Here is a 13,194-nt window from a genome sequence, read left to right as displayed (position 1 = left end):
CAGCCCTTTAATGGAAGGTTTTTTCTGGTTGTTTGGCTTCTGCCGCGACACCTTGTTGTTCGTCTGACGGCGTTGTGATGAGTCCTGGGCTTTCACCCCCGAGGGCTTTTATCATTGTGTCCAGAACCTCCATAACAACAGAGGTAAACAAAACGAAATCGGCATCAAATCTTTGGGCGTGATCTTCTGGCGAAATGTCATCGTTCTGTTCAATAAGTTCTTCCGTAAAGGTCAGTCGTGAAAAGATGAAATTGTCATTCAGGATGAAAAACATCTGGTTCATCCAGCCCAGTGCAACCTTTGTCACAAGCTTTCCGGCCTCGATGTGATGAGCGATCTCATCACATATCAAATCCTGGCGTTTTGTTGTAACGACCCCCCCGTTTTCGAGCACATCTTTGAGCGTGGCTTCGTCGCATAAAGCTAGGCCAGGCGGCAGACTTCCTGTTTTGACCCACTCTGTTAACGTCAGTTCTACCGGCGTTTCCAGCGTGAATGGGATAATTGGAAGTGAGCCAATAGTTTTACGTAGCAAAGCTGTTACATCATCTGCTTTTTTATGGCTGGTGGTCTCAACAAGCAGTAGACGTGATTTAGTATCCACCCAAATGTTTGTAGTGCTGTATTTGCTGAAAGCCTTTGGTATGAGCTCAGCGAGCACGGCATCGTTGACGGCCTGGATCTCCATTTTCTTTAGCCTGCGGTTTTGCTCTTTCTCCAGTTTCTGAACCCGGGTTCGCACAATTTCTTTGATGGTCGCGGGAGGAAGTATTTTCGATTCGTGCTTAACAGTCAGAAGAATGAGATTATTCGACTCATGCTTTAACAGCTCGACATCTTCACCCAATGGCGGGATCCATCCTGACCGTGCCATATCATTAGGCCCGCAGGGAGTGTATTTCAACTCACTTAACTGTTCATCCAGCTTGTCTAATTCCAGAGCTTTTTGGATGCGGTAGACTACAAGGCTTTTGGGTTTAAATTGGCTCATCGTGGCCCTCAGCTGTTGCTTGATTAATTTTAATAAGGTCAGAGACACGCTCGCGGATCACGACACACTCCCAGTAAGTTAGAGGCTTAGAGCTCAGCACTTGTTTAAACTGCGCCACGGCAATATCAGGTGCTGTCCGATATTGTTCGGCGATATCCTGACAAAATTTCTCAGTCTCTGGGTTATGCAGCTTTTCAGAACAATGGAAGCGTTTCATGCCGCAGCTCCCTTTTTCGAGTTATCCGCTAATTTGACCGCGAAGATTTCTGAAGCTTTTTTCCCATCCCCGCTGCCTTTAAATATGCTTCTCCGGGCAGTCACACCATGAATAGCGAAGGCTTGATAAAGCTCACGAATATCAGGCGCATCGTGGCATGATGCGATGACATGAACCCCGCGTTCAGGCAGCAACTGGAGCAGTTTGGTAAGCTCAATCTGCATAGCGGGTGTAAAACCGCTGGCATGGTAAGCCGTGAATCTGCCGGGATTAACATATGGTGGGTCGCAATACACCACATCACCCGGGCGGGCCATTGATAGCGTGGTCTGGAAGCTGGCGCAAAGTAAAGTTGCTGAGGACATTTTCTCAGCCATTGCGTATAACTCTGTCTCTGGGAGATAGGGGTTGGCGTAATAACCCCAGGGGACGTTAAAGATGCCTTTCCGGTTGTATCGGCATAGTCCGCGATGGCCAAACCTATTCAGATAGATAAACAGAGCAGCTTGAGTGTCACTTGCACTATCATGATTATTGAACTGGCTTCGCAGCTCATAATAGGCGTCCTCAGAACGCCCGAGACAGTAAAGGCGTTTAAGCTCAGAAAGTACCTTTTCAGGCGACTTAAAAATACTCTGGTATGTATCGATCAGGTCGCTATTAATATCGGCCAAAATGTATTCTGGGTAATTCGTATTCATCATTACAGCGCCTGAACCGCCAAAGGGCTCAATAAGCCGACCACCTTTCGGTAGTACATGCTTAAGACTTGCCATAATGTTGTGTTTGGCTCCTACCCACTTCAGAACGCTTTTCATTTCATTCTGGCTCCAGAATATTAGGACGCAGTGATCGCGACCAATGGGAGCGAGATGGCATATAGCCATCCCGTCAGGAAGCTTGTTTTAACGTTATCACGCCCATGAAATTGGCTATTTCGAAAAGGCCGACAAAACGAGAGCGTTTTGTCAGACACGGACAGGCATGATGATGTCGTAATTGTTTTTGTTTACTGAAATCAATATGCCGGTCGTTGTATCACGCAAAGCAATCTGTGCGGCTTCTCCTTCTTCCGAACACGCCCCCAGGCTTGCCAGTGATTCCAGGAGGTAATCGGCATTCATACCGATATCAACAATTGTTTCGGGCTCGCCTGCCTCTTTCGCAATGTCCATCACCTCTTTGCAACTGATTGCATTTGAGCCGGGCGACTTAAGCTGTAGGGCGTTGTCTTTGAATGACATCACACAAACACTGGTGTTGTTTGGCGAGCCCTCTTTAAGCAATGGGGTTGCGCGTTTTAGTGCGGTGGTGAGTTCAGAAGGATCAACCTTAAACAGTTCAGTATTTTTGGCTACCGTGCTGGCCACGCGCTTCCAGTCCGGGTAACGGCCATCGACAAGATTTGAAATGACTGTATGGCTTCCGAGCGTAAATGTCAGGTTACGGTTGCTGTAGTCAATTTTGAATTGACCCTGGCTACCGCTCAGGATTTTATGGAGCACGGGGAAAACCCCGTTGGGTAAAATCACACCTGCATTCGTGTTACTGATAGAGGTAGGAGCTGTCGGAGATTGAATCTCATCGCCCACGTCATCGCTGAAGTCGATATCATGAGAACTGACGGCCATACGATGTCCATCAGTGGCTACAGCAATAAATTGGCCATTATCGATACCGAGGTAGACCCCATTCATATAAAAGCGGACATCGTTCTGAGCCGCAGCGTGGCTGACACGCTTGATAATCTGACTCAGCATCTGCGTTGGAAAGTAAACGCTGTAATTATGTTCCAGCGTCTCAGCCTGAATTTCGGGTATATGGTCTAAGCAAACCGGGATGTTATAGGAGTTTTTGTCGGTGCGAATGACAAGATGGTTTTTTGCCGCATGGAAGCGGACGTTAATTTCATCTTCGCCGCGCATGTTGCGGATTAAAGAAAAGAGTTGTGTTGCAGGTACTGATACGTCCATATCACCATTGCCCCCCGATACCGTCCCTTTACTGGTAATTTGGGCAGAGTTTAAGTCAATGCCAAGGGCAGAAAGACAATCCCCACGTAACCGCAGCGTGATCATCTCCAGTACTTTCATTGCAGGAGACCGGCGAATAACCATACACGGCATTTCGATAATTTTGAGAAGTGCTTCAGCAGAAATATCAAACCCTGGAAGCTCTTTAAATGATAAGCGTCTTGCCTTTGGTTGAACTGCGTCTATTGTAGATGCGTCTGTCATTTTACTGTCTCCCATAATTATCCGTGTTAAATTAATCGTACCCCCGGTCAATCAAGTGACGAATAGCAAATTATGAAAAAATGAAGTTTATTTGTGGTGACGGCGATAACCTAATTCAAACGCGAACTGCCATTGGTATTCATTTAAAGCACATCCAAGAGATGTGATGGCCTCAACAATTTCCTTTATAATGAGGTTGCCTGAATTCAATCTGTACTCGTAGTACCAACCTATATCAAATGCGATAAGCTGGAGGCGGAAAAGATGGATCTGAGGAACGTAACCAGTAACGCCGCTAAGCGCTTTTATATAAATGAGTTCCCCTTCCATTTCTGATAGAAAAACCATGTCAAGAATATTGGACGCGAAATTCGTCATGGTGAACATAAATTGAGCCTCTTTATTGAGCCTCGCGTAACACATCGGATGCCTTAAAGTAGCCGAGTCGGTGCATCATTTTATTGATCTGACCTACTTTGCCATCAGACCCTTCATACTTACTCAACCGGTGAAGTAAGATACGCATGGACATCAACACACTGTCTGATGCGTTATCACCACGGGTAAGTAGTTTATCAGTACTATCTGAGTATGACCCCGTAAGTGCCGCGCTCACCAAATCACCGGCAATAGCATCCGGGTGGCACAATGCCATCAAACCGATAATCAATGCCTGCCGATTAAGTTCCGTTTCTGTCAGGCCTGTTTTTGAAGTGAGTTCTGCTAGTAAATTATCAGTGCTCATTATCATGCTCCTTTTGCTTATGTTCTCCCGGTTGAATGGCGGAAGAGTCTTTACTACTGCGTGAAAATACATCCGCGACCAGAAATTTAGCTTTCTCTGAAGGACTCATAAATTTCCAGAGTTCATCAGGATATTCATCGTCATGCTTTTCAGATTTTTTCAATCGGGAGATTCCTTTTAATTTTGCAGCCATGCGGCTCCGTCCATACGGACGGATTGGCATTGTAAAATTTTGCTGCGAACTATCAATCAGACCAGTAAAGTGACGACCCATATAAATACCTCTAAGTGCAGTAGTTATTTTTTCCCGATTCAAAGCTCCGCCTTTAACGTCATACTACGGGATAGCATTACTGCAACGAAATATTCAGGGATTGTTTACGGCGTTTTGAAGGTGTTATCCATTACCGTTTTACTTCTCGCTACCCAGTCGTTTGCATCACTGCAATTGATGTTTGACGCTACGACCTGACGGGCGGATGTATAGATTGGACTTGCATAACCACCATTCCCGGCAACTACCAGACGGATACTGTTGAGATATGCGTAAACAGGATCCTGTAGGATTGTAGAATCGATGGATGCCTGCTGTTTACAGCTATCGCTACGCATCTTTACTACATCAGTTGCGACCATGACGCATTCAGGACATTCATTTTTAAGCTGAATGAACTGAGTTGGTGTCTGCCCCGCTGCCGGACTTCCATCTGCTCTAAGAGGAATATTGGCTTCAGCAATATTGATGCAGAAAGTCGATCCCGCAATTAGCGCCAGCAATAATTTCGTTTTCATATAACCTCGCCTTATTTAATTCAGATTTATCGAACTGAGCTTACTGCTTTAAGTGGTGAGTAAGAAAAAAAAAGGGTGACAAAACGGGGGGTGTTTTTTAACCTTAATCATATCCCATATGATTAGGTTGATTATGAACAATGCCAATATGCAGGGAGATGGTACTGAACATCGCCTGGAGCGCTTTTCCCGTATTCAGAAGGATGCGTTGGTACTTCTTCTTTTGTGCAAAGAAAAAGGCACTGCGATAGTGCCATTCACCAGGTTGCTGGGGTTTATTAACTCTGTTCCAGACAGCCAGGATGTAGCTGAGCCCAACCTACGTAAGTCACTCAAAACATTGCAGCAAAATGGCTATGTATGGAAGTACCGGAACAAAAACGATCTTACAGTTTCATTTGAGTTAACTTCATCAGGAGAACTCCAGGCAACTTCATTTCGGGTGCGAAGATTAGAGGCATGGGGCCAGGCAGACGAGTAAAACTCGTCTGCTGGTGGTTACACAGAAAGATACTTTTTACTGATAGTTAAAGCGCTGCGTCGTTTTAATGCAAATGGACGATTATCAGAAAGTCTGGAAGCATTACCGGCGCGAATGAATATGCGTTTCATCCTGCGGTCAAAATGTTCTTCTGACCAGCCGAAGGGATACGTACCCTTAATACCATCTATTGGCCCGGCAAGAATGCGAGCGGTTTCGCTACGAAGAGTACTTCCCCTTAAACCAAATGAGCTAAGTTTATTTCTTATCAGACTTACAGAAAATTTCCTGGGTTTTAAAACACCCTTAATACAGTACAGATGTTTACTCATAGCATTACCCTTTTATTATGGGAACGATTAGCTGCGCTGCATAAAGTCGATGGATTGGCGTTTGTTTTCTTCGATTATCTTCATTGCCTCTTCAAGCCATCCAGCATCTTCACCCCGGCTGGTTAGCTCTTTGTGCTTTAGTTTGAGTGCAAATACTGCGTCATCAGCACCGGCAGTAAACAATTCTTGTCTGACTTGTTGTGTGCTGGTTGTACCATTTATAACACCAACCATATAATTCACGATATCAATAACTTGGGGGAGTAAATCTGGATCCTCATGATTAATCTCCTCGATACTGACAAACGGCAGTAACCGGTCAATCAGCATATGGGCTAGGTTGGTGATATTCAGCAGGAATAGGTTATCGTTCTCGGTGTCGCTTTTGCTTTTTACTTCTGATGCGGTAAACGACTGAACCCGGCGATTGTATTCGCACTGCCACTCCTTACAGGCACTGATCATCCAGTTCTGTATCTCTTCATCAGAAGCGTTGGATGATGGAATGTCCATCGCAGCAGGGAGAACTTGATCCCACGGGTAAACATGAGAATCAATCATCACGCCTTCCGCGTTACGCATTAACTCAGATAAAGCCACTATGATGCGGCGCATCAGATGGTTTTCAGTGAGGAGAGTAAACTCTTGTTTCGATGCACCAACGAGCTCGACGTTGAGTCCTGTCAGCGAGTCGTTAGTGTTTGGCATAGTAACAGGCCTCCTGCCCTAAAAGATGATTATGAACCAGTCCGTGGTCGCAGGGTTTAGTAGTGCCAGTCAGCGTATCCGATTTTACGCTTTCGTCTTGATCACCAGTGTTCACTGAGGGTAGTAAAGTTTTGACGACGTTTTTCATAAAGACCTTATACTGTCATGACAGTCGTATGTAATTTTAGATAAGTTCTATAAGACATCTCAAAAAATAATGGTAATCCGCGAGCAGATTACCATTCAGGCATTCATCAATCATAATATGCTACGGTTATTATTTTATAATACCGCACTGCTTTGCTATCTCGATAACATCGCCATTTTTTATGATGATACCCAGAGTTTGCGCATCCTCAATGTGTCTAGTGGCGCATCCACCGACAGCTTTAACCTGCTCGATGAGACGGTCTGAGGCAGCAGCAGTATACGCCAGTGTACTGTCTGGAGTGTTGAGACTGAACAGATAAAAGCCTGAGACAATTCCCAAAATTACCAGTAGTCCACTTCTGAGTATCGCCGAAAAAAGGGCCGCAACGCAAATTGCACCACCGGCATAAATAGCAGCCTGGCCATATGACATAGACCCATTTTCCAGTATCGTCTGGAGTGCGTTATTGAATTCATTCACGGCAATAATTCCCCATTAGTTATGATACAAATTAAAACAGATATGCTGCTAATCATTAAAAGGCTATCTCAGTTCCATAAGCACCAGTGCTTCCTGGAACTTCATCCTGATTTCCCAAATAATAATTTTCCATTGTTGGGGGCGAGTTGCGTGGTGTTGCTGGCCTCGCGTTCGTGTTTTGTGGCCTGCGGCTATAACTGGTATTCTGCCGGTGATCCTGCCCACGGTTCTGCTGGAGGTGACGACTCACCAGTTTATTACCGCCTACATTGACTTTGCGAAGAACATGCCCCTTCACGGGGTTGACAAGTACGTCCATAAAGAAGCGTTCTTTACCATCCTCCTTGATTAGGCGGGTACGCAATTGGGCCTCCAGGTACACTCCTGTCCCGACATGAAGATGATTGCGGGCCACATCAGCAAATTGACCAAGCAAAATGATCTGATAGTGTTCTTCCGTAATTTTCTCCAGACCAGATTTATCCTCCATTGAGGACTCAGATGTTGTTACATAAATCTTTGCGTAGATGCCGTGGGTAGGGTGTTGTCGGATTTCAGGCTCACGGCCTACAGTACCTTCGATAATTACTTTGCTATAGCCACGATTAGTCATACACCCTCCCCAGCTCTGTATCGGATGACATTATTATCAGCCTGTCCGGTCTGGTGACGAATGGTAATTCGTTAAATAATTGCACTGCACATCCATAAAAATAGTCAGGATATTAAGTTTGTGGTGAGAAGGACGGCACATCAGACAAAAAAAATCCCGGCCAGGCCGGGAAAGGTGATCTTTATGCCAGCGTACTCGCCAGCGTTCTCTTTGTTATGTCCCCATACTAAACATGTATGGCCCAGAGTGAAACAATTTTTGAAACCTGCAATGAAAATACATTGTGTTTCCATTTTGTTTACCTGAAAAGAGACGAAATGTATTATTGCTTGAGATGCCTTTTTGCCATACGTTTTAGGGTTTGGAGTATTGTTTGGTAAGCAGCGAGTTCATTTTTGTACTCAGCAATCTCCGTCTCATTCTTAACATAGTCGTTTTCAAGCTTAGCTATAGTATCAGTGTATTCTTGCATACTCTGTTCAACTTTTTTTGTTGCTGTACGAAACGCAGCGCTTTTAGTCGTTCTGATACCAACGGGGAATGTTTTCCCGATTTCCACGTCATGTTTATAGAAACTGCTGATGCTTGTATTCCAGACGCTTGGCTTTTTGTCGCTAGGCCGAATTTTGATAAATGTGATTCCAGGGATTTTATCCACAAGAAAAACAGTTTTTTCACTGCCTTCTGCCGCATTCTTTTTCATTCGAATTGTTTTTACGCCAACTTCTATTAATTCGACGCTGGTTTTTATTTTCGACGGGTTGTCTACGTCCATATCAATAAATACCCGCCAGCATGACTGGCCCTCTTTTATCGATGAAGGACACGCTTGTGGAAAATGGTCTTTGTACATGGTAAACCCCAACAACCTGAAATATGTAGGATAAAGATTAAGGGCATTTATGCTGCTTACGAAATTCGGGGCGACTCACTAATCACAGGGTGCGCTGGATTGACTCTGCGGCCTGTTGCCTTAGTGCGTTGCTGATACCAATTGCTTCAGCGAGATAAGCAAGATTATCCACCAGCACACATCGTGTCCCGGAACTGAGATCTCCAGTTACTCCCCAGCGGAGCATTTCACCAGGAGCCGGTTCATAATTATCCAGTTCACACTCAGGAAGGTCTACTGGCTCTCCCAGATAATCAATTAAGACCGGCCTGATATCGCTATATTCGGCATCAATACCAAGTGGCAGATCTTTCCTGACATATTGCCTCAGAACAAATAAATCCCTTTCGCTACATTGAGGGAAAATTCCAACCGGCAAGTTTGTGATAAGAATAGCTGCACCTTTTGAATCGCCAATTTCCTGAACGAGTTTTGCGGCGCACCAGACCGCCCCCTTCAGGAACTCCAGATTTTCATGCGATTGCTGTAATGACATATGACCTCTTTCTTATTGTCTGGCCCGCTTAAATCCATCGTTGCCATATGATTTAAAATACTCAGTAAACCCCTTATCGCTTTCACGAGTGTCGGCTGCGGCTTTTGAATTTGCCTCTTGCATGTCTCTTTCGCCTTTTTCCTGGCTGAGTTTCATGAAAGTCTTAATGTTATCGTCATTAGGGTCAGCCAGTACTTTCTGATAAGCCTTCTGGTAGCGCTCATCCAGGCTTAACCCTATTCCGAGACTCTGGCATCCGCTAATGCCGGTTATGAAAGCAATGATCAGAAACTTTCGTAGGTACGCACATTTCATCATTACTCCTACCGGGATGACCCGAGCATTTTGTTCCAGGCCGTAATCAGTGACTGAATCCCAGAAGTGGGCACAGGAGCAACCCATTTACAGCAGCTGAACCACAGGCGGTTAAACCGGTGAGGCATTTTCGTGATGTAGTTTTCCTTATACTCAAAGTTGTATTTATCACCAACGATGCGCGGAACTTCTTTGCAGAACGGACAGCGTTGAGCACCCGCGCTCATTTCAGGAACGATGATGAACTCGGTTTCCCCCAGCGTATCTGGATCCCACGGTTCGCGTTCACGCCAGCATGTGCCTTCTGGGAGCACGATATTCTCGTCGCATACGATGTATTCAAAGGTGGGAAATAACAGTTGATGAACACCGTGTTTACGCCAGCGCACTAACGCCAGAAACTCAATATGTTCTGAGCTATCGGCTTCCCGGGGAACAATAAAACGGTATACACCTGCTTTAGTCGGTAACCCTTCGCCCCGGATGCCAACTGGAGTCCAGCTTGGTTCTGTTGAGATACGGCGTAGTGCAGTCATAGTTACTCCCATTAAATTTTCTTCGTTCAATTTCCAGAATGAATCGATCTTTAAATCACTCTAACGGTAACTATTCCGATTACGAAATTCCGTTACCTTTAGGAATGATCGTGTTAACAGCCAGCATTGCATTTTTGAAGAAGTGTGCATTGCTACTTCTTAACTTAACAGAAGCATTAGAACTGACCGGGCTCAATGCCAGTAATGCGGTGCTGCGTCCCAGCCAGCGATAATATGAGAATAAACCCCACGAATTCAGGAATTCTCGTTTCATAATTGACATCAATTCAGATCTATCAGTCTGGTTAACTTTTGGGAACGTAATGAAAACTGCGCTATCCGGGTTCCGGGACAACCAACTGAAAACCTCTTCATTGGTGTAATAATACTTACCTTGCGTAAACACTCGCCCATTAAATCCTAATCGCACGACTGAGGACGGTATAATGTTATGGCAATAATCGAGCATGGGATATCCCATTTTCATCTGAGCGATATCAATGCGATTATCGCTCGGAATGCTTGCAGGTGCATTTGCATTTTTGAAACCGCGAGTACTGATCGAGTAATGACCGTCATCTGCATTCTGATAAACCCAGAATGGCTTGCAATACTCTTCTGAGTCTATAGCGGCTGTAAGATACGCTTCATCATAACTTTCAAATAACTTTTTTACTTTAGTCTGGTGGTCTGCAATATTTCTGGATTGAAGGTCTGGCCTGATTTTTAAAGGAATAGAATACACCGGTTCAAATGCCTTGACCGTATGGCCAGAACTCGTATGGTTTAGCAAATACCCAACCCACTCACGTTGAATTCCTTTTCCTATATACTCGCCGCTGTTCGCCCCTGCGTTGGTATCAAAACGCACGATAGATGTTCCACGCGCAGAAAGCATATTTTCAAATTCAGCACGGATAATGTTGGTATTTTTGCTAGTTAACGAATTCTGGAGATCATGCATATGTAGCCACCATTCATGTTTCAGCTTCGACTCTCACTATAATCACATGTTGAAATTTATTGTTACAGTGAGAATGAGGACGTTTTGCACCCAAAAATAAATAGCTTTTTCAACCGCAATTTGTGGGCATAAATGGTTTTTCTTAGCGTAAAAAAATAGCCGACTATGTCGGCTATTGTGACGATTCAACAGCTGGTGGTCAGAAAATGCACATCGAGGCGTATGCCGTCTTCTGGGAAACTTCAGTAGGGTTACGACCAATGAAAATACTACGGTTATTTTCTTTCTCGCTACGCATGAAGCGGTAGAGGTGGATGGCTACTCCATGAGCTTTCTGCACATCACGTCGGTGCAGCACAAGGTGCATTCTTTTTGGTGGTATGTGTGGGAAACGTTTCGCCAGAATTTGTCCAAGCACGTTAAGTGATTCACTGTTCTCGCGTAGCTGGTAAAGGTCTTCCACGATGAAAAAGATGTTATTCCCCCTGTCGAGTTCGTCAGGTACGGGGCACACTTTTAATCGGCACTCGATGACTTCACAACTCCAGTCACGATGAGGCAGAGACATGATGATGTTTTCTTTCTGCAAGACATTCGACATAAATCCCACCTCACGGTAAAAGCTGTATCAGTTTAACTCCCAAAACCCTTCGGCTGTGGGTTCTGCATTACGCACCGGCTCTCAGATTCCTTAAGGCTTTGATCCAGTATTATTCTTGAGAAATTTGAGTTCAGAACTACCCGGCTTCCCTTTTTGGGCCGTCTTGATAAATTCCCGCTCTTTGAAATACCACCGTTCAACAATTTGTGAAGATAGCGTATTGGATTCCAAGGCATAAGCCTGCAACTCCCTCCATGCAGCTATGTTATGCGGTTTGTATTTTGCCAGCTTAATATCCAGTTCTTCTTGCCAAGATCTGGCGCGTTTTGTAAAAACCTTTCGACCCAGCATTGGGAAAACCAAGAGCCCTGCTATATTGCCGACGAACTGTACAGACCAGTCAGAGGTTATGTAAAACCATATCCCGGCATTAACCGAAACCAGAACCAATAACCATGTTCCATACGCTCGCTGAAATGGAGGGAAGCAGTTATCTCGCCACATTCGAATACTTTTTCCAATGCTGTTCAGCAGGTTTTCGTTTGTTTTCATCAGTTATCTCTGTTCCTCTTCAGCATAGGCCGTTTGTATCAATTCAAACCTGTTCACCCTGACTACTTGAAGAACTATCTGATCGGTAATGCACCTAACCGGCGTAGTGCATCAGTAACCTCGTCTATGCCGAATAAAGACATTGGCGGGACTTTATCTCCAGAGATTGAGCAGGCTGTACACAATGCATTGTATGAGCTTACTCGTTCACGATGTAGAGACTGAAGGCTTACGATCAACAGATCTCGCTCTGGGCCCGTGGTAGCTCCTATAAGGTCAAATAAACTTTGTTTAACCACTTACGTAATCCTCCGTCAAAATCAGTCAAGAGTGCGCTCATTCTCCTCAGTTTCATTTTTTAATGAACGGAAAAGGTCGACAAATCAGGCGGTATTAAAGACACCATCGTCTTTTAGTCCCATCCGTGTGTATACATCATTAATATGCTTGTGAATATATTGAAGATCACTTGCCTGCTCATGCTGTCTGATACGGTCTTCATGGCGAGAATTGGATAACCGAATGCAACGTTCCCGTTGTTCAACAATGTACTCAGTACACTGGGTATGTTCAAACATGACCTCTCCCCATTGCCTGGCAGCGCGGAGATACAACCCTCTTTCTTCCAGGTCCCGGGCAAGTATCACCGATTTGGTCGCTGGTATCTGGTACATTTCTTCAGCGAGCAGGAACGCTGCTGCACATTTTCTTTGTCCCATATCTACCTCTACCCTTTGTATAGAGTCGACATCTGGGCAGAAGTGAATGAGATTAACTCTTCAACCTGCCATTCGCTGATACTCTCCTGGTGGATAACCGAGTCCAGAAGTGAGCAGAAGACCCGACCTTCACAGAAGGCATCGAATAAGGTTTGCCAGGCACCGGCGAATCGCCCGGCCAGTTTACTTCGCTGACGTTTACTGCGGCAGCGATGCAATTCTTGCTGAAACAAGGATTCGTTTTCCGCACTGCTTTTTTCATGCAGAGCATCCCATAACTGGTTGAACCGTGTTTCAGTACAATTTCTGGCCGTTACCATCGTCATAATATTTCCTTCAGAGGCGGTTAAGCCTGTATCAATGTTGCTATTT

The 13,194-nt window shown here is 44.9% G+C and carries 23 protein-coding genes; 2 read left to right on the top strand and 21 right to left on the bottom strand.

The window, feature by feature from the left end; genetic code table 11:
• Positions 1 to 7: 7 nt before the first annotated feature.
• The 8 genes from rdgC to GBC03_01330 all read right to left on the bottom strand — a co-directional run bounded on the left by rdgC (position 8) and on the right by GBC03_01330 (position 4,982).
• Entirely contained in the window at positions 8 to 991 is a 984-nt protein-coding gene (gene rdgC / locus GBC03_01365) for a recombination-associated protein RdgC (GenBank protein ID QFS68929.1), read from the bottom strand.
• On the bottom strand, positions 978 to 1,208 hold the full coding sequence (locus GBC03_01360; protein QFS68928.1) for a hypothetical protein: 231 nt from the start codon (positions 1,206 to 1,208) through the stop codon (positions 978 to 980). The genes rdgC and GBC03_01360 overlap by 14 nt, the downstream gene beginning before the upstream one ends.
• Complete coding sequence (locus GBC03_01355) at positions 1,205 to 2,026, bottom strand: Dam family site-specific DNA-(adenine-N6)-methyltransferase (protein ID QFS68927.1); 822 nt, start codon at positions 2,024 to 2,026, stop codon at positions 1,205 to 1,207. The genes GBC03_01360 and GBC03_01355 overlap by 4 nt, the downstream gene beginning before the upstream one ends.
• Before the next feature lie 150 nt (positions 2,027 to 2,176).
• A complete protein-coding gene (locus GBC03_01350; GenBank protein ID QFS68965.1) occupies positions 2,177 to 3,334 on the bottom strand; it encodes a DNA polymerase III subunit beta in 1,158 nt (385 codons plus the stop codon).
• 198 nt (positions 3,335 to 3,532) lie between these two features.
• Complete coding sequence (locus GBC03_01345) at positions 3,533 to 3,832, bottom strand: hypothetical protein (GenBank protein QFS68926.1); 300 nt, start codon at positions 3,830 to 3,832, stop codon at positions 3,533 to 3,535.
• Positions 3,833 to 3,845: 13 nt separating this feature from the next.
• Positions 3,846 to 4,190, bottom strand: coding sequence for a hypothetical protein (locus GBC03_01340; protein QFS68925.1), 345 nt, complete (start codon positions 4,188 to 4,190; stop codon positions 3,846 to 3,848).
• Positions 4,180 to 4,383, bottom strand: coding sequence for a hypothetical protein (locus tag GBC03_01335; protein ID QFS68964.1), 204 nt, complete (start codon positions 4,381 to 4,383; stop codon positions 4,180 to 4,182). The genes GBC03_01340 and GBC03_01335 overlap by 11 nt, the downstream gene beginning before the upstream one ends.
• 185 nt (positions 4,384 to 4,568) lie before the next feature.
• A complete protein-coding gene (locus tag GBC03_01330) occupies positions 4,569 to 4,982 on the bottom strand; it encodes a hypothetical protein (GenBank protein QFS68924.1) in 414 nt (137 codons plus the stop codon).
• 133 nt (positions 4,983 to 5,115) lie between these two features.
• On the opposite strand from GBC03_01330, the gene GBC03_01325 reads away from it, so the two are divergent.
• Entirely contained in the window at positions 5,116 to 5,463 is a 348-nt protein-coding gene (locus tag GBC03_01325) for a hypothetical protein (protein ID QFS68923.1), read from the top strand.
• A gap of 17 nt (positions 5,464 to 5,480) precedes the next feature.
• On the opposite strand, the gene GBC03_01320 is transcribed toward GBC03_01325, so the two are convergent.
• On the bottom strand, positions 5,481 to 5,795 hold the full coding sequence (locus tag GBC03_01320) for a hypothetical protein (GenBank protein QFS68922.1): 315 nt from the start codon (positions 5,793 to 5,795) through the stop codon (positions 5,481 to 5,483).
• Between the two features lie 27 nt (positions 5,796 to 5,822).
• A complete protein-coding gene (locus GBC03_01315; GenBank protein ID QFS68921.1) occupies positions 5,823 to 6,503 on the bottom strand; it encodes a hypothetical protein in 681 nt (226 codons plus the stop codon).
• A gap of 217 nt (positions 6,504 to 6,720) precedes the next feature.
• Between GBC03_01315 and GBC03_01310 the strand changes: the two genes are divergently transcribed.
• Positions 6,721 to 6,918, top strand: a complete 198-nt coding sequence (locus tag GBC03_01310; GenBank protein QFS68920.1) for a hypothetical protein — start codon at positions 6,721 to 6,723, stop codon at positions 6,916 to 6,918.
• Between the two features lie 271 nt (positions 6,919 to 7,189).
• Here GBC03_01310 and ssb read toward each other — a convergent pair whose 3' ends face one another.
• The 11 genes from ssb to GBC03_01255 all read right to left on the bottom strand — a co-directional run bounded on the left by ssb (position 7,190) and on the right by GBC03_01255 (position 13,142).
• Positions 7,190 to 7,747 (bottom strand): single-stranded DNA-binding protein, encoded by a 558-nt coding sequence (ssb, locus tag GBC03_01305; GenBank protein QFS68919.1) that lies wholly within the window; start codon positions 7,745 to 7,747, stop codon positions 7,190 to 7,192.
• 322 nt (positions 7,748 to 8,069) lie between these two features.
• Positions 8,070 to 8,600: a hypothetical protein gene (locus GBC03_01300; GenBank protein QFS68918.1), complete on the bottom strand. Its 531-nt coding sequence runs from the start codon at positions 8,598 to 8,600 to the stop codon at positions 8,070 to 8,072.
• An 82-nt stretch (positions 8,601 to 8,682) separates the two neighbouring features.
• Positions 8,683 to 9,135: a hypothetical protein gene (locus GBC03_01295; protein QFS68917.1), complete on the bottom strand. Its 453-nt coding sequence runs from the start codon at positions 9,133 to 9,135 to the stop codon at positions 8,683 to 8,685.
• Between the two features lie 12 nt (positions 9,136 to 9,147).
• Complete coding sequence (locus tag GBC03_01290; GenBank protein ID QFS68916.1) at positions 9,148 to 9,453, bottom strand: hypothetical protein; 306 nt, start codon at positions 9,451 to 9,453, stop codon at positions 9,148 to 9,150.
• A 5-nt stretch (positions 9,454 to 9,458) separates the two neighbouring features.
• Positions 9,459 to 9,986 carry a hypothetical protein gene (locus tag GBC03_01285; GenBank protein QFS68915.1) on the bottom strand — a complete coding sequence of 176 codons (528 nt, stop codon included), beginning with the start codon at positions 9,984 to 9,986 and terminating at the stop codon, positions 9,459 to 9,461.
• 79 nt (positions 9,987 to 10,065) lie between these two features.
• Positions 10,066 to 10,950 (bottom strand): hypothetical protein, encoded by an 885-nt coding sequence (locus GBC03_01280; protein ID QFS68914.1) that lies wholly within the window; start codon positions 10,948 to 10,950, stop codon positions 10,066 to 10,068.
• Positions 10,951 to 11,149: 199 nt separating this feature from the next.
• A complete protein-coding gene (locus GBC03_01275; GenBank protein QFS68913.1) occupies positions 11,150 to 11,551 on the bottom strand; it encodes a hypothetical protein in 402 nt (133 codons plus the stop codon).
• Positions 11,552 to 11,641: 90 nt separating this feature from the next.
• Positions 11,642 to 12,103 (bottom strand): hypothetical protein, encoded by a 462-nt coding sequence (locus tag GBC03_01270; GenBank protein ID QFS68912.1) that lies wholly within the window; start codon positions 12,101 to 12,103, stop codon positions 11,642 to 11,644.
• 74 nt (positions 12,104 to 12,177) lie between these two features.
• Positions 12,178 to 12,375 carry a hypothetical protein gene (locus GBC03_01265; GenBank protein ID QFS68963.1) on the bottom strand — a complete coding sequence of 66 codons (198 nt, stop codon included), beginning with the start codon at positions 12,373 to 12,375 and terminating at the stop codon, positions 12,178 to 12,180.
• Positions 12,376 to 12,486: 111 nt separating this feature from the next.
• Positions 12,487 to 12,822, bottom strand: coding sequence for a PerC family transcriptional regulator (locus GBC03_01260; protein QFS68911.1), 336 nt, complete (start codon positions 12,820 to 12,822; stop codon positions 12,487 to 12,489).
• Positions 12,823 to 12,830: 8 nt separating this feature from the next.
• The gene (locus GBC03_01255; GenBank protein ID QFS68962.1) at positions 12,831 to 13,142 is read right to left on the bottom strand and encodes a hypothetical protein; all 312 of its coding nucleotides are present in this window, start codon (positions 13,140 to 13,142) and stop codon (positions 12,831 to 12,833) included.
• Positions 13,143 to 13,194 lie beyond the last annotated feature (52 nt).

Origin of the sequence: Citrobacter telavivensis, from assembly GCA_009363175.1 — a bacterium.
GTDB classification, from domain to species: domain Bacteria; phylum Pseudomonadota; class Gammaproteobacteria; order Enterobacterales; family Enterobacteriaceae; genus Citrobacter_A; species Citrobacter_A telavivensis.
The sequence above is the reverse complement of the archived record's forward strand: the minus strand, read 5'-3'. Positions and strand labels throughout refer to the sequence as shown.

Excerpts from the sequence above, each read along its gene's own strand:
- GBC03_01275 (QFS68913.1), bottom strand. The coding sequence starts at position 11,551 with ATGTCGAATGTCTTGCAGAAAGAAAACATCATCATGTCTCTGCCTCAT.
- GBC03_01260 (QFS68911.1), bottom strand. The coding sequence starts at position 12,822 with ATGGGACAAAGAAAATGTGCAGCAGCGTTCCTGCTCGCTGAAGAAATG.
- GBC03_01285 (QFS68915.1), bottom strand. The coding sequence starts at position 9,986 with ATGACTGCACTACGCCGTATCTCAACAGAACCAAGCTGGACTCCAGTT.
- ssb (QFS68919.1), bottom strand. The coding sequence starts at position 7,747 with ATGACTAATCGTGGCTATAGCAAAGTAATTATCGAAGGTACTGTAGGC.
- GBC03_01290 (QFS68916.1), bottom strand. The coding sequence starts at position 9,453 with ATGATGAAATGTGCGTACCTACGAAAGTTTCTGATCATTGCTTTCATA.
- GBC03_01360 (QFS68928.1), bottom strand. The coding sequence starts at position 1,208 with ATGAAACGCTTCCATTGTTCTGAAAAGCTGCATAACCCAGAGACTGAG.
- GBC03_01325 (QFS68923.1), top strand. The coding sequence starts at position 5,116 with ATGAACAATGCCAATATGCAGGGAGATGGTACTGAACATCGCCTGGAG.
- rdgC (QFS68929.1), bottom strand. The coding sequence starts at position 991 with ATGAGCCAATTTAAACCCAAAAGCCTTGTAGTCTACCGCATCCAAAAA.
- GBC03_01300 (QFS68918.1), bottom strand. The coding sequence starts at position 8,600 with ATGTACAAAGACCATTTTCCACAAGCGTGTCCTTCATCGATAAAAGAG.
- GBC03_01330 (QFS68924.1), bottom strand. The coding sequence starts at position 4,982 with ATGAAAACGAAATTATTGCTGGCGCTAATTGCGGGATCGACTTTCTGC.
- GBC03_01335 (QFS68964.1), bottom strand. The coding sequence starts at position 4,383 with ATGGCTGCAAAATTAAAAGGAATCTCCCGATTGAAAAAATCTGAAAAG.
- GBC03_01320 (QFS68922.1), bottom strand. The coding sequence starts at position 5,795 with ATGAGTAAACATCTGTACTGTATTAAGGGTGTTTTAAAACCCAGGAAA.
- GBC03_01270 (QFS68912.1), bottom strand. The coding sequence starts at position 12,103 with ATGAAAACAAACGAAAACCTGCTGAACAGCATTGGAAAAAGTATTCGA.
- GBC03_01355 (QFS68927.1), bottom strand. The coding sequence starts at position 2,026 with ATGAAAAGCGTTCTGAAGTGGGTAGGAGCCAAACACAACATTATGGCA.
- GBC03_01255 (QFS68962.1), bottom strand. The coding sequence starts at position 13,142 with ATGGTAACGGCCAGAAATTGTACTGAAACACGGTTCAACCAGTTATGG.
- GBC03_01350 (QFS68965.1), bottom strand. The coding sequence starts at position 3,334 with ATGCCGTGTATGGTTATTCGCCGGTCTCCTGCAATGAAAGTACTGGAG.
- GBC03_01310 (QFS68920.1), top strand. The coding sequence starts at position 6,721 with ATGGTAATCCGCGAGCAGATTACCATTCAGGCATTCATCAATCATAAT.
- GBC03_01340 (QFS68925.1), bottom strand. The coding sequence starts at position 4,190 with ATGAGCACTGATAATTTACTAGCAGAACTCACTTCAAAAACAGGCCTG.
- GBC03_01315 (QFS68921.1), bottom strand. The coding sequence starts at position 6,503 with ATGCCAAACACTAACGACTCGCTGACAGGACTCAACGTCGAGCTCGTT.
- GBC03_01295 (QFS68917.1), bottom strand. The coding sequence starts at position 9,135 with ATGTCATTACAGCAATCGCATGAAAATCTGGAGTTCCTGAAGGGGGCG.
- GBC03_01345 (QFS68926.1), bottom strand. The coding sequence starts at position 3,832 with ATGTTCACCATGACGAATTTCGCGTCCAATATTCTTGACATGGTTTTT.
- GBC03_01280 (QFS68914.1), bottom strand. The coding sequence starts at position 10,950 with ATGCATGATCTCCAGAATTCGTTAACTAGCAAAAATACCAACATTATC.